The sequence below is a fragment of the Hymenobacter lapidiphilus genome, from assembly GCF_013377885.1.
In the GTDB taxonomy this organism is placed as follows: Bacteria; Bacteroidota; Bacteroidia; order Cytophagales; family Hymenobacteraceae; genus Hymenobacter; species Hymenobacter lapidiphilus.
On record NZ_JABKAU010000006.1, the window covers coordinates 1 to 24,632 of the forward strand.

The 24,632-nt window shown below is 63.0% G+C and carries 20 protein-coding genes and 1 tRNA gene; 14 read left to right on the forward strand and 7 right to left on the reverse strand.

Translation table 11 applies throughout. The features are described from left to right. From HW554_RS04335 to HW554_RS04345, 3 genes are all read left to right on the forward strand, one after another. On the forward strand, positions 1-1,036 hold a 1,036-nt coding region (locus tag HW554_RS04335), incomplete at its 5' end, for an acyltransferase family protein (protein ID WP_176907156.1). A gap of 92 nt (positions 1,037-1,128) precedes the next feature. After that, entirely contained in the window at positions 1,129-2,535 is a 1,407-nt protein-coding gene (locus HW554_RS04340; RefSeq protein ID WP_176907158.1) for an alpha-amylase family glycosyl hydrolase, read from the forward strand. A 224-nt stretch (positions 2,536-2,759) separates the two neighbouring features. Continuing rightward, complete coding sequence (locus HW554_RS04345) at positions 2,760-4,118, forward strand: alpha-amylase family glycosyl hydrolase (protein WP_176907160.1); 1,359 nt, start codon at positions 2,760-2,762, stop codon at positions 4,116-4,118. Between the two features lie 171 nt (positions 4,119-4,289). Here the strand turns inward: HW554_RS04345 and HW554_RS04350 are convergent, their stop codons facing one another. Further along, positions 4,290-5,114 (reverse strand): class D beta-lactamase, encoded by an 825-nt coding sequence (locus HW554_RS04350; protein WP_176907162.1) that lies wholly within the window; start codon positions 5,112-5,114, stop codon positions 4,290-4,292. 109 nt (positions 5,115-5,223) lie between these two features. Between HW554_RS04350 and HW554_RS04355 the strand changes: the two genes are divergently transcribed. Beyond that, on the forward strand, positions 5,224-6,177 hold the full coding sequence (locus tag HW554_RS04355) for an aldo/keto reductase (protein WP_176907164.1): 954 nt from the start codon (positions 5,224-5,226) through the stop codon (positions 6,175-6,177). A 207-nt stretch (positions 6,178-6,384) separates the two neighbouring features. After that, on the forward strand, positions 6,385-7,095 hold the full coding sequence (locus tag HW554_RS04360) for a DUF421 domain-containing protein (RefSeq protein WP_176907166.1): 711 nt from the start codon (positions 6,385-6,387) through the stop codon (positions 7,093-7,095). A 34-nt stretch (positions 7,096-7,129) separates the two neighbouring features. On the opposite strand, the gene HW554_RS04365 is transcribed toward HW554_RS04360, so the two are convergent. Then, a complete protein-coding gene (locus HW554_RS04365) occupies positions 7,130-7,840 on the reverse strand; it encodes a hypothetical protein (protein WP_176907169.1) in 711 nt (236 codons plus the stop codon). 186 nt (positions 7,841-8,026) lie between these two features. Here HW554_RS04365 and serA point away from each other — a divergent pair, with 186 nt between their 5' ends. Next, a complete protein-coding gene (serA, locus tag HW554_RS04370; RefSeq protein WP_176907170.1) occupies positions 8,027-9,928 on the forward strand; it encodes a phosphoglycerate dehydrogenase in 1,902 nt (633 codons plus the stop codon). A gap of 172 nt (positions 9,929-10,100) precedes the next feature. Beyond that, positions 10,101-11,234 carry a TlpA disulfide reductase family protein gene (locus HW554_RS04375; RefSeq protein WP_176907172.1) on the forward strand — a complete coding sequence of 378 codons (1,134 nt, stop codon included), beginning with the start codon at positions 10,101-10,103 and terminating at the stop codon, positions 11,232-11,234. Positions 11,235-11,421: 187 nt separating this feature from the next. On the opposite strand, the gene HW554_RS04380 is transcribed toward HW554_RS04375, so the two are convergent. After that, positions 11,422-12,792, reverse strand: a complete 1,371-nt coding sequence (locus HW554_RS04380; RefSeq protein ID WP_176907174.1) for a D-alanyl-D-alanine carboxypeptidase/D-alanyl-D-alanine-endopeptidase — start codon at positions 12,790-12,792, stop codon at positions 11,422-11,424. 196 nt (positions 12,793-12,988) lie between these two features. On the opposite strand from HW554_RS04380, the gene HW554_RS04385 reads away from it, so the two are divergent. The 3 genes from HW554_RS04385 to HW554_RS04395 all read left to right on the forward strand — a co-directional run bounded on the left by HW554_RS04385 (position 12,989) and on the right by HW554_RS04395 (position 17,182). Next, on the forward strand, positions 12,989-14,086 hold the full coding sequence (locus HW554_RS04385; RefSeq protein WP_176907175.1) for a DUF5700 domain-containing putative Zn-dependent protease: 1,098 nt from the start codon (positions 12,989-12,991) through the stop codon (positions 14,084-14,086). A 47-nt stretch (positions 14,087-14,133) separates the two neighbouring features. Further along, entirely contained in the window at positions 14,134-14,685 is a 552-nt protein-coding gene (locus HW554_RS04390; protein WP_176907177.1) for a hypothetical protein, read from the forward strand. Positions 14,686-14,791: 106 nt separating this feature from the next. Continuing rightward, on the forward strand, positions 14,792-17,182 hold the full coding sequence (locus HW554_RS04395; protein WP_176907179.1) for a GAF domain-containing protein: 2,391 nt from the start codon (positions 14,792-14,794) through the stop codon (positions 17,180-17,182). A gap of 160 nt (positions 17,183-17,342) precedes the next feature. On the opposite strand, the gene HW554_RS04400 is transcribed toward HW554_RS04395, so the two are convergent. The 3 genes from HW554_RS04400 to HW554_RS04410 all read right to left on the reverse strand — a co-directional run bounded on the left by HW554_RS04400 (position 17,343) and on the right by HW554_RS04410 (position 19,175). Further along, a complete protein-coding gene (locus HW554_RS04400) occupies positions 17,343-18,026 on the reverse strand; it encodes a phosphatase PAP2 family protein (RefSeq protein ID WP_176907181.1) in 684 nt (227 codons plus the stop codon). A 222-nt stretch (positions 18,027-18,248) separates the two neighbouring features. After that, positions 18,249-18,330: transfer RNA gene (locus HW554_RS04405), tRNA-Leu, on the reverse strand. A 128-nt stretch (positions 18,331-18,458) separates the two neighbouring features. Continuing rightward, positions 18,459-19,175: a phosphatase PAP2 family protein gene (locus HW554_RS04410; protein ID WP_176907183.1), complete on the reverse strand. Its 717-nt coding sequence runs from the start codon at positions 19,173-19,175 to the stop codon at positions 18,459-18,461. Between the two features lie 97 nt (positions 19,176-19,272). Here HW554_RS04410 and HW554_RS04415 point away from each other — a divergent pair, with 97 nt between their 5' ends. Both HW554_RS04415 and HW554_RS04420 read left to right on the forward strand, forming a co-directional pair. Further along, the gene (locus HW554_RS04415) at positions 19,273-19,926 is read left to right on the forward strand and encodes a class I SAM-dependent methyltransferase (protein WP_176907185.1); all 654 of its coding nucleotides are present in this window, start codon (positions 19,273-19,275) and stop codon (positions 19,924-19,926) included. An 86-nt stretch (positions 19,927-20,012) separates the two neighbouring features. Further along, on the forward strand, positions 20,013-21,860 hold the full coding sequence (locus tag HW554_RS04420; RefSeq protein ID WP_176907187.1) for a M61 family metallopeptidase: 1,848 nt from the start codon (positions 20,013-20,015) through the stop codon (positions 21,858-21,860). Between the two features lie 231 nt (positions 21,861-22,091). Here HW554_RS04420 and HW554_RS04425 read toward each other — a convergent pair whose 3' ends face one another. Next, on the reverse strand, positions 22,092-22,754 hold the full coding sequence (locus HW554_RS04425) for a hypothetical protein (protein WP_176907189.1): 663 nt from the start codon (positions 22,752-22,754) through the stop codon (positions 22,092-22,094). 152 nt (positions 22,755-22,906) lie between these two features. Here HW554_RS04425 and HW554_RS04430 point away from each other — a divergent pair, with 152 nt between their 5' ends. Both HW554_RS04430 and HW554_RS04435 read left to right on the forward strand, forming a co-directional pair. Further along, positions 22,907-23,467: a hypothetical protein gene (locus HW554_RS04430; RefSeq protein WP_176907190.1), complete on the forward strand. Its 561-nt coding sequence runs from the start codon at positions 22,907-22,909 to the stop codon at positions 23,465-23,467. A gap of 118 nt (positions 23,468-23,585) precedes the next feature. After that, positions 23,586-24,599: an MBL fold metallo-hydrolase gene (locus HW554_RS04435; RefSeq protein WP_176907192.1), complete on the forward strand. Its 1,014-nt coding sequence runs from the start codon at positions 23,586-23,588 to the stop codon at positions 24,597-24,599. Positions 24,600-24,632: the final 33 nt, after the last annotated feature.

Here is a 24,632-nt window from a genome sequence, read left to right on the forward strand (position 1 = left end):
ATATCTGCACCACTTCAATCCGTTTCGGGCGGGCTCCGGAGTGGAAGGAGAATTGGAGAAAGTAGTGCGGGAATTTCACGTGGGGGTACCAGTATTTTTCGTGCTCAGTGGGTTCCTCATCACGCTGCGCTACGCTGGCACTGAACAAATGACCACCAGCTGGTGGGGCGGCTACCTACGCAATCGAGTGGCCCGCATCTACCCAATGTACTTCCTGCTCACAGCCCTCGCCTTCGCAAGTTTATGGTACCAGACCGGTGAGTTTTTCTGGAAACTCTGGCTGCTAAATATTACGTTTCTGCGCGGCTTCTTTGAGGCGTTTGTGTACTCGGGAGTGGCGCAGGGCTGGACCCTAACGGTGGAAGAGTGTTTTTACCTGAGTGCGCCGCTTATCTTCCTGCTGCTCCGGTGGCGGCCCCGGGGGTTATGGTTGGTGCCGCTAGGGTTGTTGGGGCTAGGCGCAGTGCTGGTGGTGCTGTGCGGGCCGATGAAGCTGTACGGGCTGTTCGGCAATCTGCGCTTCATGCTGCTATTCACCTTTTTCGGCCGGGCTACCGAATTTTTCGTGGGCATTCAGTTGGCCCTATGGTTTCGGCAGGGGTGGCTGCAACCCAAAGCAAGCAGCCGCCGGACGGTTGCCGGCCTGCTGGCTTTCGGAGCCGTTATCTTACTGCTGAATGTAATCAGGGGTACATATACTTTCGGCCAAGAGCATCCGGTGGGCATTATCATTAATAACATAGTGCTGCCGGTGGCTATTGCGCTATGGTTTGCCGGGCTGCTAACCGAGCAAACCGCACTACGCAGGCTGCTCGGTGGCCAAACGATGCAGGTACTGGGGCGTAGCTCCTATGTCTTTTACCTCATCCACATGGGTGTTCCGCACGATATCGTTACACGTTTTATCACCACCCAGCCGCTGCTGGTTTTCCTGCTGCTGATCGTGGCGGCTATTGGGCTGCACTACTTAGTGGAGGAGCCCCTGAATCGTTGGATAAGGACATTTCGGTGGCCACGGTGGCGGGCAGTTACATAACGGGTGCTGGCACGCAGGACAAAAACTGCGTAAGTTGAGCCATGTTTTCCTCCCGCTTTGCACCTTGCTTTGCACCTTGGCTCTCCCTTGGGTTGGCCTTGCTACTAACCACCTGCCAGAACAACTCCGTCGATACGCCGGCCGCCAACTGCGCGGCTCCACCAGCCCCGTTTGTGGTACGCCACCCGGCCTGGGCCGCTAACGCCAGCATCTACGAAGTCAATATCCGCCAATACACACCCGAGGGCACGTTGCGGGCGTTTGAGGCCCATTTGCCCCGCCTCGACAGCATGGGCGTGGGCATTCTGTGGCTGATGCCCATTACCCCGATCGGGCAGGAAAAACGCAAGGGCAGCCTCGGCAGCTACTACTCGGTGCGCGACTACCGGGCCGCGAACCCCGAAATGGGCACGCTGGAAGATTTGCGCCACCTCGTGGCCGCCGCCCACCAGCGCGGTATGCACGTCATTCTCGACTGGGTGGCCAACCATACCAGCTGGGACAGCGAGCTGGCCCGTCAGCATCCCGATTGGTTTACACGCGACTCGCTCGGCCGTTTCCAGCCCCCGGTGGCCGATTGGCAGGACGTCATCGACCTTGACTACACCAAGCCCGAATTGCGCCGCTACATGACCGAAAGCATGGCCTACTGGGTGCGCGAGGCCAATGTGGATGGTTTCCGCTGCGATGTGGCCGGGCTGATGCCCACCGATTTCTGGAACGATACCCGCGCCGCCCTCACGCAGATCAAGCCCGTGTTTATGCTGGCCGAATGGGACGAGCTGCACGACCCACCCTTCCTGAAACCGGGCGAATTCGACCCCAACAGCCACCTGCTCGAGAAAGCCTTCGACGCCACGTATGCCCTGCGCCTGCGCTATTTGCTCGACAGCATTGCCCTGCGTCAGCAGCCCACCAGCGCCATTGATACCTACCTGGCGGCCGAGCGGGCGAAGTATCCGGCCGGCGTGTATCTGATGAATTTCACCAGCAGCCACGATATCAACAGCTGGAGCGGCACCGAGTATGAGCGGCTGGGGCTCGATGCCCTGCCGCAAGCCGTGCTGGCGGCCATGTTACCGGGCATTCCGATGGTGTACTCGGGCCAGGAGGCGGCCCTGAAAAAGCGGCTTGATTTCTTCGAGAAAGACCCGATTCAGTGGAACGGTTACCCGCTCCAGGATTTTTACACGAAACTGCTGCTGCTTAAGAAACGGAACTCAGCCCTGGCCAACGGCGACCCATGCGCTGAGTTTGAGGCGCTGGCGGTCAGTGGCAGCCCAAGGGTGTACGGCTTTGTGCGCCGCCGCCAGCAGCAAGCCGTGCTCACGGTAGTCAACTTCGACCGGCAGCCGCGCACCCTGACGCTACGTGGTCTTGGGCCGGGCACTTATCGGGAGCTCTTCAGCGGGCAGGTACAACGGCTGGGCTCCGGCTCGAAAGTGGTGCTACCAGCCCACGGCTACCACGTGTATGAGCGCCTGCCCGACCCGGGTTAGCGCGGGCGGACGTTCAGCTAAACAGCCGGTTGACTGCTGGTAATGCGACAGGTTGGAGCGGGTCCGGAAATCTATGTTGCCAGTCGGCTTCGTAGTTTCCGAACCGACAGGCAATGCAGCCTGCGGCCCACAGTTGCCGACTGTTAGGCAGTCTCGACAGTAAGTACCGGGACAGTCCGGCCCGCTTCCGGCGGCACGTCCGCTGGCCTTCATCTATTCGCTCTATGCCTGAACGCTCTTCCCTCATCCACCCCGACGCTCACCTGTTTCAGGTGCGGCATCCCGAGTGGGCCGCCGCCGCCACCATGTACGAAGTCAATATTCGCCAGTACACGCCCGAGGGCACGTTTCGGGCGTTTATGGAGCACCTGCCCCGGCTGGCCGGAATGGGTATCAGCGTCATCTGGCTGATGCCGGTTCATCCGATTGGCGAGCAGGGGCGCAAGGGCACGCTGGGCAGCCAGTACGCCGTGCGCGACTACCTGGGGGTGAACCCGGAATTTGGGACGCTGGCCGATTTGCAGGCGCTGGTGGCCGAGGCCCACCGCCTGGGCTTGCGCGTGCTGCTCGACTGGGTGGCCAACCACACCAGCTGGGACAACCCGCTGGTGCACGAGCACCCCGAATGGTACCAGCACGACGCCCAGGGCCAGCTGGTGCCGCCGGTAGCCGACTGGCACGACGTAGTGGCCCTCGACTACGGCCAGCCCGGCCTGCGCCACTACATGACCGAAGCGCTGTGCTACTGGGTGCGCGAAGTGGGCATCGACGGCTACCGCTGCGACGTGGCCGCGCTGGTGCCTACCGATTTCTGGGACGAGGCACGGCCGGCGCTGGAGGCCATCAAGCCCGTGTTTATGCTGGCCGAGTGGGACGAGCTATACCCCTCGGGCGGCCTGAGCTGGGAGGAGTTCAACCCCGACACGCACCTGCTGGAACAGGCCTTCGATATGACGTTTGGTTTGCGCCTGCACTACCTGTTCGACAGTATTGCGGCCCGCCGGGCCCCGCTGGCCGCCATTGACGAGTACCGCGCCGCCGAACGGGCCAAGTACCCGCCGCAGGTGTACCTGATGAATTTCACCAGCAACCACGACGTGAACAGCTGGGATGGTACCGAGTACGAGCGGCTGGGCGCACTGGCGCAGCCATTCGCTGTGCTCACGGTGCTGCTGCCGGGTATGCCGTTGGTGTATTCGGGCCAGGAAGCCGGGCTGGATAAGCGCCTGGCCTTTTTCGACAAGGACCCGATCAGCTGGCAGGGCTACCCTCTTCAGGACTTCTATACCTGCCTGCTGCAGCTCAAGCGCCGCCATCCGGCGCTACGCAACGGCGACCCGGCCAGCCAGTTTACCCGCCTACCCGGCCTGGCCGGCCTCTACGGCTTCGTGCGCGAAAAACAGGGCGCGGCCGTGCTCTGCGTCATCAACGCGGGCCCCGAACCGGCAGCCCTACCCCTACCCGAAACCACCGCCGACACTTGGCGCGACGTGTTCAGCGACGAGCAGCTCATGTTCCGGGCCGATGACGAGTTGGCCGTATCCGGCCACGGCTGGCGGGTGCTGGAGAAGGTGGCGGGGTGATGACCAGCCGGTTTATGCTCGCCTTTAGGCAACACAAGTTGAGGAGGTCGGTGTAGGGGCGGGGCTTGTCCCCGCCCGCCGTTAAACGAAATCGTTGCAATCAGCGGCGCACGTGTCGTTCAACGGCGGGCGGGGACAAGCCCCGCCCCTACGTCGTGCCAACTCCCTGCATCACTTCACTATCTCTGTCAAGGCTGCCTCCACGATAAGCTGGCGGGCGCGACCGAAGCGGGCGTTGGCGGGCTGGCCACCCAGGGGTTCGGCGTTGAGGGCGAAGAAGATATGGCGGCCGTCGGCGCGGGCCAGCCAGCCGACCAGCCAGCCGTTGTCTGGGTTGCGGGCCGAGCGGAAGCGCCAGCCGGTTTTGCCGTAGAGCGTGGCGGCGGGCATTTTTTTGAGGATGAGCAGCTGCTTCACGGCTTGTTGGTGGCGCTTCTCGATGGGCAGCGTTTCGGCCTGCAGGCGGCGCAGAAAGCTTATTTGCCCGAACTGGCTGATGCGCGAGTCGCCATCGAGCCAGAAGGTGTCGAGCGTGGCGGGCGTAATTACCATACCGGGGTAACCCAGCTTCGGCAACCACTGCTGGTAGGCGGCTACGCCCAAGCGGCGGGCCAGCTGCTGGTAGCACGGCACGGCCGACACGCGCAGGGCCCGGGCGAAGGGCATATCCTGGTTCCAGGCGGCAATGCTACGCACCGTTCCGTCCCAGGGGCAGATGTCGGCTGTGTCGCGCAGGGCGCCGGTTTGCAGGGCAACCAAGGTGTTGGGAATCTTGAAGGTGGAAGCCGGCAGAAAGCCCTGGCGGCAGCGGACGGTGTTGTAGGCCACAAACTGTCCGGCCGCTTCGTCGTAGAACAGCAACGAGCCCTCCAGGCCCTGCGCCCGGAACAGCGGCCCGAAATCATGCTCGACTACGGGCGCAACGGCGGGCACACGGGTGCAGGCCGCTGACAGCAGCAGCCCTATAAAAAACAGCAGCAGATACGTTTGACGCATGAACCGGCAAGGTTGGTATGCCCAAAAATACGCTCTGCGCCCAATGAAAGCCTACGCCGGCAGTTCCCAGGTTCTACCTTCTCAACTCCTCGACTACTTACTTCTCCCTATGCAACACCGCGAACTGGGCCGCTCGGGCCTGCGCACCGCGCCGCTCGTGCTGGGCGGCAACGTATTCGGCTGGACCGCCGACGAGGCCACTTCTTTCCGGGTGCTCGACGCCTTTGTGGCTGGCGGCGGCAACGCAATCGACACGGCCAACATGTACTCGGCGTGGGTGCCGGGGCACGAGGGTGGCGAATCGGAAGCCATTATCGGCAAGTGGCTCCAGCAGCGCAGCCGCCGCGACGACGTGCTCATCTTCTCGAAGGTGGGCATGCAGATGGGCGACGGCCGCCAGGGCTTGGGCAAAGCATACATCAAAACGGCTGTCGAAGAGTCGCTGGGCCGGCTGAAAACCGATTATATCGACCTGTACCAGTCGCACCAGGATGATGAGGAGCGCGCCGTAACCGAGCCGTTGGAAGCCTACGCCGAGCTGATACAGGAGGGCAAGGTGCGCGCCATCGGGGCCAGCAACTTCGGGGCCGGACGGCTGCGGGCGGCTTTGCAGGCCAGCGAAACCCAGGGCCTGCCGCGCTACGAAACCTTCCAGCCCGAGTATAACCTCTACCAGCGCGAGGGCCTCGAAAAGGAGCTACTGCCGCTTTGCCAGGAGTACGGCCTGGGCATTATCCCCTACTTTGGGCTGGCTTCGGGCTTCCTGACGGGCAAGTACCGCTCCGAAAAAGACCTGGCCAAAAGCGTGCGCGGCAGCAGCATCGGCCCTAAATACCTCAACGAGCGAGGCCTGCGGATTCTGGATGCGCTGGACGCCGTGGTAGCCCGCCACCCCGGTGCCTCGCCCGCCCAGGTGGCCTTGGCCTGGATTATGGCCCGCCCCGGCCTCACCGCCCCCATTGCCTCGGCCACCAGCATTCGGCAGGTTGAAGAGCTGACGAAAGCCATGCAGCTGGAGTTAACCGATGCCGATATACACCAGCTGAGCCAAGCGAGTAGTTAACCCAGGCTGCGGAGGGCAATGTAGGGGCGGGGCTTGTCCCCGCCCGCCGTTGAACGATTCTCGTTGAACGACTATCGTTGAAACGGCGTGAGCGGCGGGCGGGGACAAGCCCCGCCCCTACGTCGCCCTCCGAAACTTGGGCTAGCTACCAGTAAGATTCTTTCCGGCCAATCAACCACCAACCACTATGCACCAAGCTCCAGCCAGATGGATCAACCGCCCGTAATACCGTTCGACTGGCACCGCGTTCTGTGGGCCGACAATACCACATGGGTTTTCCTGCTCGAAATTGCCTTCCGCTGCGGCGTAATGTACCTGCTGATTCTGGGGGCACTGCGGGTGATGGGGCGGCGCGGAGTGCGGCAGCTGTCTATTTTCGAGCTCAGCATTATCCTGGGCCTGGGCTCGGCCGCCGGCGACGCCATGCTCTACAACGATACGCCCCTGCTGCCCACGGCAGTCGTGTTCGGGATGGTGACGGGCCTCTACGTGCTCTTCAACCGCCTCACCGAGTGGTACCCAGGCTTCTCCGACTGGCTGGAGGGCGAGCCGATTCTGCTGCTGGAGGAAGGCGTCATCAGCCACCAGAACTTCAAAAAGCAGAACCTGACCCTGAAAGAGCTGTTCGGCGAGCTACGGCAGCAGCAGGTGGAGCACCTCGGCCAGGTGCGCCGGGTTTATGTGGAGGCCACCGGCGAGTTCAGCGTGTATTACTTTGAAGATGAGGCCGTGCGGCCCGGCCTACCCATCTGGCCCGAGCGGCTCGCTGAGGCTCAACTCGCCGCTACCGCCGCTGGCCCCCACGCCTGCGCCAGCTGCGGCCACGTGCGCGAACTGGCCGAAGCCGCCGTCGCCCGCTGTGCCAACTGCCAGCAACACACCTGGATACCCACCAGCACGGCCCGGCGGGTGGGGTAAGGAGGTCCTACCACTGGCTCGCTTCGCTAACTTTTCAATTCAGCCGGTAAGCCAATCCCACGCGTAGCATCTGGCTGTAGAAGCCGTTGATGCCGCCAGTGTAGCCGCGCTCGTAATCGAGTAAGCCATAGGAATAGCCCACCGACAGGCCGAAACGCTGGTAATAGGCCGCCAAGTTAGCTCGTGCCCGCAAGTCCAGTGTGGTTTCGTTGCTGGTTTTTTGGTTGGTACGCACAGTGATACCGTCGCCAGAAGCCTCTCCCTTTTCCCGCTCTGCGCCCCGGATACCTAACTCGGGACCCAAAGTAGCATCGAGGCTTACTGCCTTAACCCCAAAGCGCCGGCCCACGAATAGGTGAGTGTTGATGAATCGGCTGGTGAAGGTGGTGTGGCCGGTTGCGGGCACGACTCTGCTGCTGAATGGGGAAGTAGAAAGATAATCAATCCGGACCCGGCTGCGCAGCCACTCATAACCCAGTTGTGCCCCTAGCACCAATTGGTGAGCTGTAACGCGCTGCACCTGCCCGGCTCCACCGTAGGAGAGTGTGAAACGGTTGCCGTAGGGGGGGCTGGTGAAGCCTGGAAATTCGGTAGCCGCATCTGACCCAGTAATAACTGTAGGACCACTGACCGCCGCGCCCCGATAACTGAAATAGCCTGAGGTGGCGTGCAGCGTAACTTCGGTGCTTTGGGCCTGGGCGGTGGCAGCACTCAGGCCAAGGATGAGTAATAGCAGTTGTTTCATAAGTAGCCGGGAGGGATTGGCAATGCGTGAAGAAGCGAGCATCCTTCTGCTGCCTCCGGAAGCAGGAGCCGGGAATAAGAGGTTGGGTTGCACGGTAACTGACAACTGCTGATTTCCACGGCCAATCAATATAAGTTGCTCCTAACTGTCCCCGTTGCGCCGCCGCACCCTACCTTGCCACCCGATATGCCCGACCAACCTACGCCCCTACCCTACCTCATCATCGACTTCGACAGCACTTTTACGCAGGTAGAAGGCTTGGATGAGCTGGCCGATATTGCCCTCGAAAACAGCCCCGAACGCGAAAAAATTGTGGGGCAGATTCGGGCGCTGACGGACCGGGGCATGAGCGGCGAGCTGGGTTTTGCCGAGTCGTTGAAGCAGCGGCTGGCGCTGCTTCCGGCCCGGCGCGAGCATCTGCCGCTGCTGGTGGAGCGGCTGCAAGGGAAGGTGTCGGAGAGCATCCGGCGCAACCGCAGCTTCTTCGAGCAGTTTCCGGGCCGGGTGTACATCGTGAGCAGCGGCTTCCGCGAGTTTATTGAGCCGGTGGTGGGCGAGTTTGGCATTGCGCCCGAGTTCGTGCTGGCCAACACGTTCACGTTTGACAAGGACGACCATATTACCGGCTTCGACCCCGACAATGTGCTGAGCCGCGACGGGGGCAAAATTGAGCAGCTGCGCCGCCTGCACCTCACGGGGCCGGTGTACGTGCTCGGCGACGGCTACACTGATTACCAGATGCGCGAGGCCGGCCTGGCCGACCGCTTCTACGCCTTCACCGAAAACGTGGCCCGCCCCGCCGTGGTGGCCCAGGCCGATAAAGTACTGCCTTCCTTCGACGAATTTCTCTACCAGAACAAGCTACCCATGAGCCTGAGCTACCCCAAAAACCGCATCAAAGTCCTGCTGCTCGAAAATCCCGACCCGCGCGCCGCCGAGCTGCTGCGCCAGGAGGGCTACCAAGTGGAGCTGGTGCCCGGCGGCCTCGACGAGGACGAATTGGTGGAGCGAATTGAGGGCGTGAGCCTGCTCGGCATCCGCAGCAAAACCCAAGTAACGGCCCGGGTGCTCGAAGCCGCCAACCGCCTCATCGGCATCGGTGCGTTCTGCATCGGCACCAACCAGATTGACCTGACCGAGTGCCTGAAAAAGGGCGTAGCCGTGTTCAACGCGCCCTTCAGCAACACCCGCTCGGTGGTGGAGCTGGCGCTGGGCGAAATCCTGCTGCTGGCCCGCCGCGTGCCCGAAAAGAATGCCCTGATGCACGCCGGCAAGTGGGATAAGTCGGCGGGGGGGGCCTTTGAGGTGCGGGGCAAGAAGCTGGGCATCGTGGGCTACGGCAACATCGGCTCGCAGCTGTCGGTGGTGGCTGAAGCAATCGGGCTGCAGGTATTCTACTTCGATATTGCCGAGAAGCTGCAGCTGGGCAACGCCACCCGCTGCCGCACCCTGGCCGAGCTGCTGGCCCAGGCCGACATCGTGACGCTGCACGTAGACGGCCGTCCCGAGAACACCAACCTGTTCGGGGCCGAAGAATTTGCCCGCATGAAGCCGGGCGCCCTGTTTCTCAACAACGCCCGCGGCCCGGTAGTCGATGTGCCGGCCCTGGCCGCGGCCCTGCGCTCGGGCCACCTGGACGGGGCCGCCGTCGACGTGTTTCCGTACGAGCCCAAAACCAACGACGAGCCGTTTGAGAGCGAGCTGCGCGGCCTGCCCAACGTGCTGCTCACGCCCCACATTGGCGGCTCCACGGCCGAGGCGCAGCGCAACATTGCCGAGTTTGTGCCCGAGCGGCTGATGCAGTACATCAACACCGGCAACACCCAGCAGAGCGTCAATTTCCCCAACATCCAGCTGCCCGAGCAGGCCGCCCACCGGCTCATGCACATCCACCACAACGTGCCCGGCGTGCTGGCCCAAATCAACCAGGTGCTGGCCGCCCATTCGGTCAATATTCTGGGCCAGTACCTGAAAACCAACGAGCACATCGGCTACGTGATTACCGACGTGGACAAGCAGTACGAGCCCGCCCTGATTGAAAAGCTGCGCGAAATCGAGCACACGATTAAGTTTCGGGTGCTGTATTAATCGTGGATTGGCGCGGATTGCACAAATTTTGCAGACGGTTGCGGGGCGCCGAAGCACTCGTTTTGTTGGTACGGCTGGCGGTGGTTGTGGTGGATGAACGAGCGTAGCGGCGGCCACAAAATTCTGCGGATATTAAGCGCGGTTTCTCCTTGCCGCTCCTTATTCTATACTCATGAAAAAGACGTTACTACCACTGCTGCTGCTGGCCGCCGCCCCGCTGCTGGGGCAGGCCCAAGCTCCTGCCCAATTCACCATCAAAGGCCAGTTAGGCAAAATAGCTGCCCGTTCCAAGGTGTTTCTGTATGACAGAGAGAAGGGTTACCTCGACTCAGCGGAGGTGAAAAACGGCGCGTTTGTGCTCAAAGGCACCGTAGCCGAACCCGCGCAGGTTACGTTGCAGCTGCTCAACAACGGCAACCGCTACCGCCTGCGTACGGGCCAGGCCGACAACGTTGTTTTGTACCTCGAAAAAGGCACCATCAACCTCCAGAGCCCCGATTCGCTGGGCCGCGCCACCGTAACGGGCACCCCGCTCAATAACGACTACCGGCAGCTGCAGGCGCTAACAAAACCCATTCAGAGCCAGTTCGAGGCCCTCTATGCGGCTTACCGGGCCACGCCCAAAGAGCAACGCACCCCCGAGTTCATGCAGCAGAGCGACGAGCAGAACGAGGCCCTTAGACAAATAATCAGCCAGCAATACGCGGCCTTCATCGGCACCCACCCCAGTTCGGTAGTGAGCCTGGATTTGGTGAAGGAAATGGGTTTGCCCGTGCCCGACTACACCAAAGTAGCGCCGCTGTTTGCCCTACTGGCGCCTGCCGTGCAAGGTAGCCCCGCCGGCCAGCGCTACGCCGCCGAACTGGCCATCCTCAAAACCGTGTCGGTGGGCGCCGTGGCCCCCGATTTTACGCTACCTACGCCCGAGGGCAAGGCCGTGGCCCTGAGCAGCCTGCGCGGCCAGTACGTGCTGATTGATTTCTGGGCCAACTGGTGCGGCCCATGCCGCGAGGAAAACCCCAACGTGATAAAAGCCTACAATACCTACAAGGGCCGTAACTTCACGGTGCTGGGCGTATCACTCGATGAGGCCAAGGCCCGCGCCAATTGGCTCAAAGCCATTGCCGACGACCAACTGCCCTGGACCCAGGTAGCAAACCCGCGCGGTGGGGAAAATGAAGCGGTCAAACGCTACCACATCCAGGCCATCCCCCAAAACTTCCTGATTGACCCCCAGGGCATCATTGTGGCCACCAACCTGCGGGGTGCCGAGCTGCAAACCACGCTGGCTCAACTGCTCAAGTAGCGCCAACGGCTAACAGTTACGAAGCGGCCAAAGCAGCATAAGTTGCGGCTCCTTAGATCTAACAGAACGGCTCTGCGTTACTCCGCGCAACCCTCTGCGCACCTCTGCGCACCTCTGCGCACCTCTGCGCACCTCTGCGGGAAAGCTATTTGCCCATCAGCACCGCAAACGTGCCGCGGGCACATCACTATAGCCCCTCCCGCACCAACGTCAGCAGGCGCTCCATCTCGCGGCGGATTTCGCTGGTGGGCCGCACGTAGTTGTTGTTGAAAAAGCTGAAGGCCACCAGCCGGCCCGACCGGGTGCGCAGGTAGCCGGCCAGATTGTGGTTGTTGGTGAGCGTGCCGGTTTTACCCCAGAGCCAGGGCCCGGTTTTGCCGCCCAGATAGCCCCGCCGCAGCGTGCCCTGCCCCCCGCCGGCCGCCAGCAGGCTCAGCAGCCGCGGCTCGGGTACCTGCTGGTGCAGGCGCACGAGCAGCGCCGTGAGGAAGCGGGGCGTGAACAGATTGAGCCGCGAAAGCCCTGAGCCGTCCACCCACTGGGGCTGGTCGGGCAGGGTACGCAGATAGTTCTGCTGCATGGTGCGGATAACGCGGGCCGGGCTCAGCGAATCGGGCGCGAGCGTGGCGGCGCAAATCAGCAGCAGCTGCTCGGCCAGGAAGTTGTCGGACACCCGCAGCATGCGGCGGTAGAGCGAATCGGGCGGCAGCGTGCGCAAAATGCGCACCGAGTCGGCAGCCCGCAGGCGTAGCGGGCCGGCCGCCAGCACCGGGCGGCGCAGCGTGTCCTGCAGCAGCTGGAGCAGCAAAGCGGAGCTGGTCCGGAACGGCACCTCATCCACCCAGGCCTTGGCCGATGGGAACACGAAAAAGCGGTTTTCTTCGGGTTGCCGCTGCACGTGGTCGTTGGCGGGGTTGGGGCGGGTGCCGGGCGCGGGGGCCGTGAGGGGCCGAAAAAAGCGCGGCAGCACCCGGGGCGCAGTCGGCGCCGGCCGGCCATAGAAGCGCACGGTGTTGCCATAAATGGGCATTGGGCTTCGCTCGGGCTGGAAGTAGTAGCCATAATCGTCCCAGCTCCAGCCGGGGCCGAAAACGGGCGGCGTGGGCACCTGGGCGTAGAGCAGCACTTTTTCGGGCCGGCTTTTGAGGAAGTCGAAGACGCGGCGGGCCGGTACGTCGCCGTGCAGCAGCATGGGGTCGCCGGTACCCCAGAACAGCAGCGTATCGGGGCCCCGCTGCACGTAGCGCAGGCCGGGCAGCGAGTCGGAGGCCAGCAGCGTGAGGCCGGCGTAGAGCGTGAGCAGCTTGGTGGTGCTGGCCGGCGTGAAGTAGCGGCTGTCCTGATAGCCAAACAGCGGCTGGCCGGTAGTGGCGTCGGCCAGGCTCAGGCCCACTTGGTGCTGGCGTAGCACGGCCGAAGTCCGCAGCTGCTCATCGAGCCAGCCGAGGTTGGGAGCCGGCAGCGCGGCCGGTGCGGCAGTGGTTTGGGCGGCCAGCGCCAGGGGCAACAGGGTGCCGCCGAGCACTAGGGCCAGGCAGCGAAATAGAATAGAGAGCATAGGCACGCAAAACTAGGGAATAGGAAAGCTAAGTAGTCCGGGCGCTGTAGGGGCAGGGCTTGCCCCCGCCCGCCGTTCACACCGCTTCAACGACAATCGTCTGGCGGCGGGCGGGGGCAAGCCCCGCCCCTACGTCGTTCTGGGCTCCCCGCTAATCACTACTTTACACCCGAATTTCCGCGCCCTTTAACATCCTATGAAACCACTCTACCTGCTACTCCTACCCCTGCTGGCGCTGCTGGCCCGGCCGGCAGCCGCCCAAACCGTGAACGTGGAAGCCGCCGAGCGGTACTGGGAGATGACCGACGCTTTACGGCGCGACCAGCCGCTTACCGACGCCATGTGGAACGCCTTTGTGGCCGTGCCCGCCAACCAACGCTACATTGCCAGCGTGTTCAGCGAGAAAGACCTGAAAAGCTACCGCCGCGCCATTGAGGTCATCTACCGTCCCAGCCTCGACTCGTTGCGCCAGGCTCGCCTGAAGGCCAACTCCTGGTATTATGTGCTCAACGAACAGTACCGCCAGCGCGAGCCCGAGTTCCGGGCCTACCTGCGCGAAACGGCCCAGCAGCCCGGCTACCTCGACCTGATGTACGAGCTGGCCTACGAGTACCTGCCGGCCCGTGCCCGCCGGCCGGTGGTCAACCTGCAGCTGGCCTACGTGGCCATCGGCAACGACGCCATTTCGGAGCAGGAGGGTATCGTGTTCAGCCTTAAATCGGCCGTTGACTGGGACAAGCCCAAGGCCGGCATCCTCGAAGCCCATGAAATGCATCACCAGCTGCGCCCCGGCCTCGATTTCAGCTTCGCCGACTCGCTCGACCGGCCCCTGCTATACGCCCTGAACATGACCCTGAACGAGGGCCTGGCCGACCTGATCGACAAGAGCGTGCTGCTCCGCTCGCCCGCCGACCCCGAAGGGATTGAGGAGTGGCTGCTAGCCTCTGCTCCGGCCGTGCTGCATAAGCTCGACTCGGTGATGCAGGCTACCGCCGCCCGGCCCACTGCGCCGCGGCCCGAGCTGCGCTACTACCGCCGCCTGTACAACAGCAGCACCGGGCACCTGCCGGGCTTTTTTATGGCCCGCACCATTGAGCGCAACGGTCTGCGCCCCCAGCTATTGGCCTCCTCCGACGACCCGATGGCCTTTTTCCTGCTTTACCAGCAGGCGGCCCGGCGCGATAAAACGCGGCCCCCAACATTTTCGGACGCTTCGGTGGCGTACCTGAAATCTTTGCAGAAAAAATACGTGCGCCCGGCACGACAGGCGCGGGTGCGGGCGTTGACTCCGTAGAAATCCGGCGCGCAACCCTTGCGGCCCGCCGCGTATCTTTACGGCCTATGCTGCGCTCTTTTGTTACCTGGTTTTCGCTTTTGATTATGGCTACGGCCCTGGCGGCCTGCTGCGGCTCGACGGCCTGCGAGTGCGACGATGCCTTCGCCGATGCCGTGGGCCTGGAGTTCAGCGCCGACATTACGGGCACCAACCCCACCGGCTTCCGGGCCAGCGAGGTAGACACGGTATACCTAGTGCGGGTGCCGCTTGATACCACCCAACGGCCCCTCGCCGATACTGTGCAGCTAGTGCGCTCAATAGCCCGGTTTTCGCAGCCCGTCATCATCAATAATACCACACCCTTCGCCCAGGCCGGCAACCGCAAGCTCGATGCTTACTCGTACCAGCTGTACCTGGCGCCTGCCCGCCGCGCCACGCCCACGTTCCGCCTCACCATCGACAGCGTGCAGCTGAACACCGATTTCCGGGCCGAGGGCTGCTGCACTTGCTTCGAAAACAACCGCAAGCTGGTATACCTCAACGGCAACACAACGCCCCTCGACCGAACCGACGTGGCTGGCAACAACGCGCTGATATCAGTGGAAATAAAGCGGTAGCGTCCAGCCCTTCGCCCGCTCGGGCACGTCCGGCCGGGGTGCCGTTTCGTATAGCTTCCTATCCGGCCGTTGCCACTGCGGCCGCCGGCTTGCCTTTCTGCTCCCTATGCGCTCCGAATCTGCTCCTGCTGCCACCTCTGACTCTGTTACAACCACGCCCGCGCCTGTAGCGGCGGTGCCCGTTCCGGCCGCTGCCGTCGTGGGTTTCCCCTTCCGCACCTCGCTCAGTCTGGAGCCCCTTATTGCCTACTGGAAAGCCGGTGAGGCGTCGGCCAACGAGGGCATTGCCCTGCTCTCTCGCTCGGTAGGGGCGCAGGTAGCCGCCGCCGACTGGGCGCGTGGGTCCATCACCGACCTCGACCAGCTGGAGTGCAACTGCGACTTGGTGGAAACAATCATGCTGGCCGTGTTTCCGCCCGCATCCTTCGAAACCGATATTGTGGGCGCCGTAGCGCCTTTCCAGCGCCACAGCTTCTACTACACCCCCCGTTTTGCCGACGTGCTGCTCAATGCCCAGCACATCATCAAGCAGCCGCTCAACATCAGCATGGAGCAGCTGGAGGCCTACACCACGCGCATGGCCTACCAGCTCATTCTCGACAAGGTGTACGGCGTGAAACTGCCCCTGCAAACCGGGGTGGTGTTTACGGTGCCCGACTACCAGATGGGCCTGTACCGCCACTACAGCGTCGATTTTAACTCTACGTTCCTCAATGTGCATGTGGAAGGCGAAAAGCCCGAGCTGAGTGACGAGCAGCTGGAGTTTCTGAGCCGCAACCCCCACCGCACCGAGCTGTGGCTGGAGCTGCTGCCCCCCGAAAGGTTCGTGCTTGAAGGGTTCAATATTCTGCACTTGGTTGATGTAACGGAGCAGGAAGTACTGTCGGAGCTGAAGTACGACTTGCTGGAGCGCGACGTGCTGCAGGCCTCCGACCGGCTCGAACAGATTCAGGAAAAGCTGCGGGTACTGTTTGGCAAGCCTGCCCTGCAGCTGGGCATTGCGGCCTACGACGAAAACAAGCGTGCCTTCGTGGACTTCGGCCGTAAAATCAACCACAGCTTCCTTACCAAGCAGCTCCACAACCCCGATGCCAGCTCGGGCTTCCGCCAGATTTACGGCCGCCTCTGGGCCGACCGCCGCCCGCTGGTGCTCGAAGACGTGGAGCAAGCCGATATTCCGGAAGATCTGCGCGAGCAGATCCTGAGGCTGGGGATTCGCTCAGCCATTCTGGCCCTACTGCCCTACGGCGACGATACGGTGGGTTTGCTGGAGTTGGCTTCGCCTACCGTGGGCGAGCTGAATGAGTTCAGCCTGGAGTACGTAAACCAGTTTTTGCCCCTGTTTGCGGTGGCCGTGAAGCGCAATGCCGAAGACCTGCAAACCCGGGTGCAGGCCATTGTGAAGGAGAAGTTTACGGCCATCCACCCTACCATGGAATGGCGCTTTACCGATGCCGCCCAGAACCTGCTACAGAAGCTGGAAGACGGCAACCGCCAGGCCGAAATGGAGGATATCGTGTTTCATGATGTATACCCGCTGCACGGCGCCTGCGACATCCGGGGCAGCAGCGCGGCCCGCAACGAGGCCATTCAGGGCGACCTGATTGAGCACCTCACGCTGGCCGGCAAGGTGCTCAAGAAAGCTTCCGACTTCCAGCAGCTCCCGATTCTGGATGAGCTGCGGTTTTACGTGGGCAAAAACCTGCGCCGCTTGCGCCAGGGCATGGCCAGCGGCGACGAGGTAAGCATCTTCGACTCCATCCGCACCGAAATGGAGCCGCTGTTTGAGTACCTGGGCAATAACACGCCCGAGCTCCGGCCCGTTATTGCCCAGTACTGGGCCCAGATTGACCCCGAGCTGGGCATCCTCTACAAGCGGCGCAAGGCCTTCGAGCAGAGCACCACGCTGCTCAACGATGCTATTGCCGCCTACCTCGACGAGGAGGATGCCAAGGCCCAGGCCATGTTCCCACACTACTTCCAGCGCTTCAAAACCGATGGCGTAGAGCACAATATTTACGTGGGGGCCGCCCTGGTCGAAGACAAACCCTTCGACCTGGTATTCCTCAAAAACCTGCGCCTGTGGCAGCTGCTGACCATGGTGGAGATAACGCGCCGCACCGCCGCCATGCGCGACCAGCTGCCGCTGCCACTCGAAACCACCCAGCTCATCCTCATCCACAGTCAGCCCCTAAGCATCCGCTTCCGCCAGGATGAGCGCCAGTTCGACGTGGATGGCGCCTACAACATCCGCTACGAAATCATCAAGAAGCGCATCGACAAAGCCACTATCATGGGCAGCGGCGAGCGGCTCACGCAGCCTGGCTATCTGGCCCTGGTGTACAGCCAGCAGCGCGAGGCCGACGAGTACTTCGAGTACCTCGATTACCTGCAAGACCGTGGCCTGCTCGAAGACGAAATTGAGGAGCTGGAGCTGGAAGAGCTGCAAGGCACTAAAGGCCTGCTGGCGCTACGCGTGAAGGTGAAGATGGCGTAAAGGCGAAAGAGTAGTAGTGAGCACGGAGAGGCGAGGATAAAAAAGGAACGTCATTCTGAGCGAAGCCGAAGAATCTCTACCGCTTCGTTGCAATGGTAATCCAACGAAGCGGCAGAGATTCTTCGGCTTCGCTCAGAATGACGTTCCTTTCTACTCCATACTAACCTCTCACTTCTCTGTTCTGCTCGCCTCTGCTTTTAAATTGAAATATCCCCCGCAGTAAAATCAGCCAGAGCAGGGCACCGGCGAAACCGGCTACCACGTCGGTGGCATAATGCACGTGCAGGTAAACGCGGGTGATGCCGATGAGCAGGGCGAATAGTAGCAGCAGCAGCCCCCACACCGGGTGGCGGCGGTGGCGCCACAGAATCCAGGCCAGGCAGCCATACAGGGCCAGCCCGATCATGGCGTGGCCGCTGGGGAAGCTCAGGCCGCCCTGAACGATAAGGGCCGAATCGGGCCGCAGGCGGTTGAAGTAGGTTTTCAGGAGCTGGTTGAGCAGTGATGCTCCTGCTACCGCTCCAAACACCTCGGCGGCTTCGTGGCGGTGGCCCCAGCGGCGCAGCAGCAGCGGCAACCCGATACCTGCCGCCACCAGCCACGGCAGCGAAGCGAAGAACGTAAGCGCCTGCACCACCGGCGTCAGCAGCGGCCACGCCGCCCGCAGCGCATCCAGCCGCCCGAAGGCCCAGGTGTCGAACTGCACCGAGCTGGTAGCGAATACCACCCGCGTGAGGTAGAAGAACAGCAGCGCCGAGGCCACGAACACGCCGCCCATCAGCACTACTTCCACCGTCAGTAAACTTAGGCTGGCTACCAGCCGGGCTTTTGCTCTTCGTATCACGGGCTTTCGCTGGTTTCAGCTGCTTACGCAGATGCAAGGCCTGCCGTTCCGGCTGAGCAGGGTGCAGGCGGCGCCAAACCAGACGGGCCGGGCCGGGCGGCTATTCACCACAAATTGCAGACTCCTGGCCGGGTTATGCAAACGCATTGCGGCACCGAAACCGGCGCAATTCGCTGAAACAGAAAGAGCCGGTCCATTGCTGGACCGGCTCTTCGTACTCTGTGCGCTCGGGGAGACTCGAACTCCCACACCTTGCGGAACTGCCGCCTGAAGACAGCGCGTCTACCAATTTCGCCACAAGCGCGACTTTTTATCAGCCGGCCTTCCGGGGAGGGCCTTTTGATGCTGCAAAGATAGCGGGTTTTTAGAGCGCGCTGCAAGTATCGGCCTAAAAAAAGCCAAAAAAGCATCGATTAAAATTTCGTTTCCGTGCTATTGAGGCTGTTTTTCAGCTAATTGCGGGTCTTGGCGAAATTGTTTTTTTACGCGCTTTTCCAGCTGCTGCAACAGTGGAATAGCAATTATCAGCCAAGCCAAGCCCGCCGCAATGCCGGCCAGTACATCGGTGGCGTAATGCACCCGCAGGTATATCCGCGTCAGGCCAATAAGCACTATCAAAACGGAAAGCACTACGACCAGCGTGTAGCGCAGGGCCGGCCGCCGCCGAAGCCGCGTCCAGGCAAAATAGATGAGCAAACCGTAGAAGGAGGCCGAAATCATGGCGTGGCCGCTCGGGTAGCTCAGGCCCGAGGCCGACGTGAGGGGCAGCAATGGCCGGGGCCGGTTGTACAGCTGCTTGAGCATCAGGTTGAGCGTGATGGAACCCAGCGCCACTACCGGCACCAGCAGCGAATACCAGCGCCGCCGCCGCATCAGCAGCCAGCCCACCATTACCAGCCCAATTGCCGTAATAAAGTTGCGCGAGGCCAGAAACGTAACGGCTTCTACCCAGTTCTGCCGCTGCGCCCCCAGCAGTGCCTGCGTCCACTGGAAAGCGGCCGCGTCGAAAGTAGCCGCGTCCTGGTCGAACACTTCGCGGCTCAGGGCCAGAAAGGCCACCACCCCGGCAGTGCCTAGTGCCAGCGTAACGGCAAACTCGGTCAGGAAGAGTGTAAAGCCGGCCAGCAGCCGGCGCAAGTGCTTGGTCATAGTTCCTAAACATACGACCCGGCGCGGAAAAGCGGACACCGAGCCGTAGCTTGGCCCCGCTGCCGACTGCTTATTCGCGCCGGCCCCGCCCCCGCTCATGGCCGCTTCCCTGCCCGATTCTGGTTTCGATTATGTGGCCGCCTTCTACGACCCGCTGGCCCGGCTCGTGTACGGGCGGGCCCTGCAGCGGGCCCAGCAGGCGGCGCTGGCGGCGGGGCTGCCTGCTACCGGCCAACTGCGGGTACTGGTAGTGGGTGGCGGCTCGGGCTGGGTGCTGGGGGAGATATTGCGCTGCTGTCCCGGCGCGAGCATCTTATACCTGGAAGCCGCACCCCGCATGCTGGCGCGCAGCCGGGCCTGGCTGGCGCAGCACATTCCCCAGGCCGTAGGCCAGGTAAAATTCCGGCTGGGCACCGAGGCGGCGTTGGAGCCCGGCGAGCAGTTCGATGCGGTGCTCACCTTTTTCCTGCTCGACCTGTTCGAACCCGGCCGGCTGCGGCAGCTAATGGCGCAGCTAAACGCGGCGCGGGCCCCCGGCGGCGCGTGGCTGCTGGCCGATTTCGGGCCGCCGCAACGCTGGTGGCACCGGCTGTTGTTGCGCCTGATGTACGGCTTTTTCGGCCTGACCACCGGCATCAGCGCCCGGCGTCGGCCACCGATAGAAGAAGAACTGTCGCGGCTGGGGCTGCGACCTACGCCCGCTGGGCAGTTTTTCGGTGGTATGGTAGCGGCCAGCGTGTGGCGGCCATAAGGGCAGGATTTCGGCTTATGCAGCCTCCTAGCTGCGCAAATTGCTTAGGTTAGCAGTTCCATTCTTACTACTGCTCCCTTATGCTGATGCGGAAAACTGCGGCCTTGCTACTGCTGAGCCTGCCGCTGGCCCTTGCGCGCCCTGCCCGGGCCCAGGCGCCGGTGCAATACAATGTATCCTTCCCCAACGCCGTCCACCACGAAGCCCGCATAACGGTTACGTTCCGGGAGGTGCCGGCCGGGCCGCTGCAGGTGCGCATGGCCCGCTCGTCGCCCGGCCGCTACGCTCTCCACGAATTCGCCAAGAACGTTTACGATGTAGCGGCCACCGACTCGCGCGGACGTGCGCTAACCGTGACCCGGCCCGACCCCTCGGGCTGGGATGTAGCCGGCCACGACGGTACCGTTACCTTCAGCTACACCCTGTTTGGCGACCGGACCGACGGCACCTACGCCGGCATTGATGCCCGCCACGCCCACCTGAACATTCCGGCCACGCTGGCCTACGCCCAAGGGCTGGAGCAGCGGCCGGCCCAGGTACAGTTCACGGGTTTGCCCGCCACCTGGACGGTGGCCACCCAGCTGCAGCCCGATGCGGCCGGCACCACCTGGCAGGCCCCCAACCTGCAATACCTCATGGATTCGCCTACTTCGCTGGGTGAGCAGCAGGTGCGCACCTGGCAGGAAGGCGGCCGCACCATTGAGTTGAAAGTGCTGCACGACGGCACGCCCGCCGAATTGGACGCCTACACGGCCCAGACGCAGAAAATCGTGCGCGAGTCGGCGGCCGTGTTTGGCGGGATGCCGACTTTCGATTTCGGCCGCTATACTTTCATTGCCAACTACCTGCCCCAAACCAGCTCCGACGGCATGGAGCACCGCAACTCCACTTCCCTCACCAGCCGCCGCCCCCTGCGCGGCCCCGGCATGATTGACAACCTGGGCACGGTAGCGCACGAGTTTTTCCATGCCTGGAACGTGGAGCGGCTACGGCCCCAGGACCTGGAGCCGTTCAATTTCAGCCAGGCCAACATGAGCAGCAACCTGTGGTTTGCCGAAGGCTTCACGCAGTACTACGGCGAGCTGGTGCTGCGCCGCGCCGGCATCTACCCCACCGATGCCGAATACTGCCAGGAGGCGCTTACGAGCCTGGTAAACGCCATGACACTGTCGCCGGGTGCGGCTCGCTTCTCGCCGGTGCAGATGAGCCAGCAGGCCCCGTTCGTGGATGCTGCGGCCGCCATCGACCCCAATAACCGCGCGAACACCTACCTGAGCTACTACTATATTGGAGCGGCCAATGCACTGGCCCTCGATCTGGAGCTGCGCACCCGGTTCAAAACCGACCTCGACACCTACATGCGCGCCCTGTGGCAGCAGTTTGGCAGCCAGCAGCAGAACTACACGCCCACCCGGCCCTACACTACGCCCGACCTGCAGCGCGTGCTGGGCGAAGTGGCCCGCGACACGGCGTTTGCCGGGCAGTTTTTCCGCCAGCACATCTACGGTCACCAGCAGCCCGACTACCCCGCCCTGCTGGCTCCGGCGGGCCTGCTGGTGCGCCCGGCCCGGCCCAACAAGGCCAGCCTGGCCACCCGCCTGAGCTTCAACGCCGCCGACAGCACCGCTACGCTGGGCACCACCACCATCGGCTCGCCGCTGTATGTGGCCGGCCTCGACCGCGAAGATGTGGTGCTGCGCTTCGACGGCCAGCGCCTGGTGGGGGCCAAGGCGTTCGAGGAGCTACTCGCTGCCCACCGCCCCGGCGACTTGGTGCAGCTGGAGGTGCGCACCCGCACCGGCCTGCAAACGGTACCCGTGACGCTTATGGAAGACCCCGTCCTGGAGGTAGTGACCTACGAGGCCGCCGGCCGCCCCGTCAGCAAAGCCCAGAAGAAATTCCGGGCCGCCTGGCTCAGCAGCAAGGTGCGGTAGCTCTGGTTTCTGACTATTTCAATAAGAAAGCCCTACTGGCGTGTGTCAGCGGGGCTTTCTTGTTGAAAGAGCCAAGAGTAATCAGGTCGTCATGCTGAGCGGAGCCGAAGCATCTCTACCGCAGTAGTAATCATATACTGTTGCGGTAGAGATGCTTCGGCTCCGCTCAGCATGACGCTCTTCTGACCATATAAGCTAGTTCTAATGGCAGGAACTGCTCTCCTGCTGACGCTACAGTAGTTCCCGATAGAAATACCAGCCCAACAGCAAGACGAGGCAGAGGCTACTCAGCACCACAATCCGGAGGCCGTGGGTGCGGTCGGCGGGCTGGAAGGTGGGTACGCGCCGGCCGTCGGGCAGCTGGCGGCCGTGCGCGTACAGGTGCCAGCCGATAAGCAGGCCGAAAAAGCCGCCCAGCAGTGCCAGGGCGTAGCCGGCTACTACCCCGCGGGTCTGGCGGGGCTCGGGGCGGGCCAGGTCGGTGAGGCGCTGCTGGCGCAACTCTTCCAGCCGGGCCGGGCTCAGGGCCTCACCCCGCTCGGCCAGCAGCCGTCGGGCCAGGGCCACGTCGAGCGCACTCCACTCATCGGGCCGCAGCATAATGTCGTGGAGCTCGGCGCTGGAGAAGGCGAACAGGTAATAGTCGGTGGGTAGGTTGGCCGTGAGGGCTTCGGCGGCCTGCTGCTCCAGGGCCTGGGCGCGGACGAAGTCGGCGGGGCGCAGCAGCACCTGGAAGTAGCGGCTGGTTTCGTTGAAGGCGAACGAAACGTCGAAGGCGGGCTGGTCGAGACGGGTTTGGGCCTCGATATCGTGGGCGTGCAGCAGTTCCAGCAGCGGCTGGGCCACGGTGGCATTGGGGAAGCGTTGGTAAGGAAGGAATTCGTCGTCGGACATACAATGCGGGCGGGTACCACGTAAAGAAACGGCTTTGCGCCGATGAGTAGGCGAACAAGTGCGCTGCCGATGCAACCAATCGGGCAGGCGTGGTCTTTAGGTGTGGGGCACAACGCGGCCCCGCCCTACTAAGCGGTTTCGTATCTTTCGCCATGTCCCGATTCCTTTATCTGCTGCCCGCTGCTTTGCTGCTGTCTTTCGCCGCCCTGGCCCAGGATGCTGCGCCTGCCGCCCCCAAGCCGGGGCTGAAGCCCTCGTACAGCCTGCAAGCCGGCGCTACGTTTGCCGGCCGTTACGGCTCGGCCACTTACCTCAGCCCCACGGTTTCGCTGCCACTGAGCAAGCGGTTTTCGGTATTCGGAGGCGTTACGTACCTGCGCACCACGCCGGGCGCGGCCTTCGCGCCTCGGGTTGCCGAAGGCGCCGGACGCCCCCTGATGCAGGGCACCAACCATTATCTTATTCAGGGCGGTGGGAAGTACGCGCTGTCGGATCGGTTGTCGCTTACCGGCTCGGCCTGGAAAGACCTGACGCCGGCCGGGCAGTTCGGCGTGAACCCCTACGCGGGCTTCGGCGGCAACCTGGGCCAGGGCGTAAACCTGCGCGCCGACTACCACATCACCGAGAACTTTTCGGTATCGGGCGGGGTGCGGGTGAGCAACGGAGCCACGGCTGCGCCGGGCAGTTACTACGGCTCGCCCTGGGGGTACTAGGCAGGTTTGGGCTGAAAAAAGGCCTGCCTTATCGTCGCTTTTCCTCTCCTGCCTTACCCCGCTGCCCCAGCCTGTTTAGCGGCGGGGCGGCTGTCTGCTTCGTTACGCTTCTTTCTGCATGGCCTCTGTCCGCTTCGTGCGCAACCCCGATTTGCGCACCATCAAACCCGCCTACCCCGGCAACAAAATGGTGGGCAACGCCTACTGCAACGGCCAGGAACTGTACGAGCCGCAGCTGAGCACGCTGCTGAAGTGGCAGTTGAGCAAGAATCCGCAGAAAGAAGAAAAAAAGGCCGACTCCTGGACGCCGGACGTAGTGGACGGCACCGCCTTCCTGCGCAGCCAGGATGACGGGCTGCTGTGGCTGGGCCACTCCAGCTTCGTGCTGCGAGTGGCGGGCGTCACGATGATAACCGACCCGCTGCTGTTCTCGTCGGTGGGCCTGCGCCGCCGCCACGCCCTGCCCTGCCGCCCCGAAGACCTGGTGGGTATCGACCTGCTGCTGCTCAGCCACGGCCACCGCGACCACCTCGACGAACCCTCCGTTAAGCTGCTGGCCCGCCAGAATCCGCAGTTGCGGGCCTTCGGGCCGCTGGGGCTGCAGAAGCTGCTGCGCGGCATGGTGCCGCAGCTGCCGGTGCAGGAAGCCGGCTGGTGGCAGCAGTTCGACCTGGGCCCCGAGGCACCTTTCGAGCTGTTCGAACTCCCCGCTTCGCACTGGTACCGCCGCGGCCTGCGCGATGTGAATGAGGTACTCTGGGGCTCGTTGCTGTTGCGCCTGCCCGACGGCCGCACCATTTACTTCGCCGGCGACACCAACATGAACGGCCATTTCGAGGAGGTTGAGCGGCAATTCGGGCCGCTCGATGTGGTGTTGATGCCCATCGGGGCTTACAAGCCGGCCTACATGATGGCCGGCAGCCACACCAACCCCCACGAGTCGGCCAAGGCGGCAAACCAGCTGCGCGCGGGCCACCTGGTGCCCATGCACCACGGCACCTTCGACCTCAGCGACGAGCCCGCCTCGGAGCCGCAGCGCCTCATTAGCGAAATTGCCGCCTCGGGCATGCTCCGCGCCGAGCTGCACCTGCCGGCAGTGGGCGAAGTGCTACGCTGGCAGGATTGGGCTTAACTAAGCTGTTAGCTGATGGCTGTCAGCTTCGTT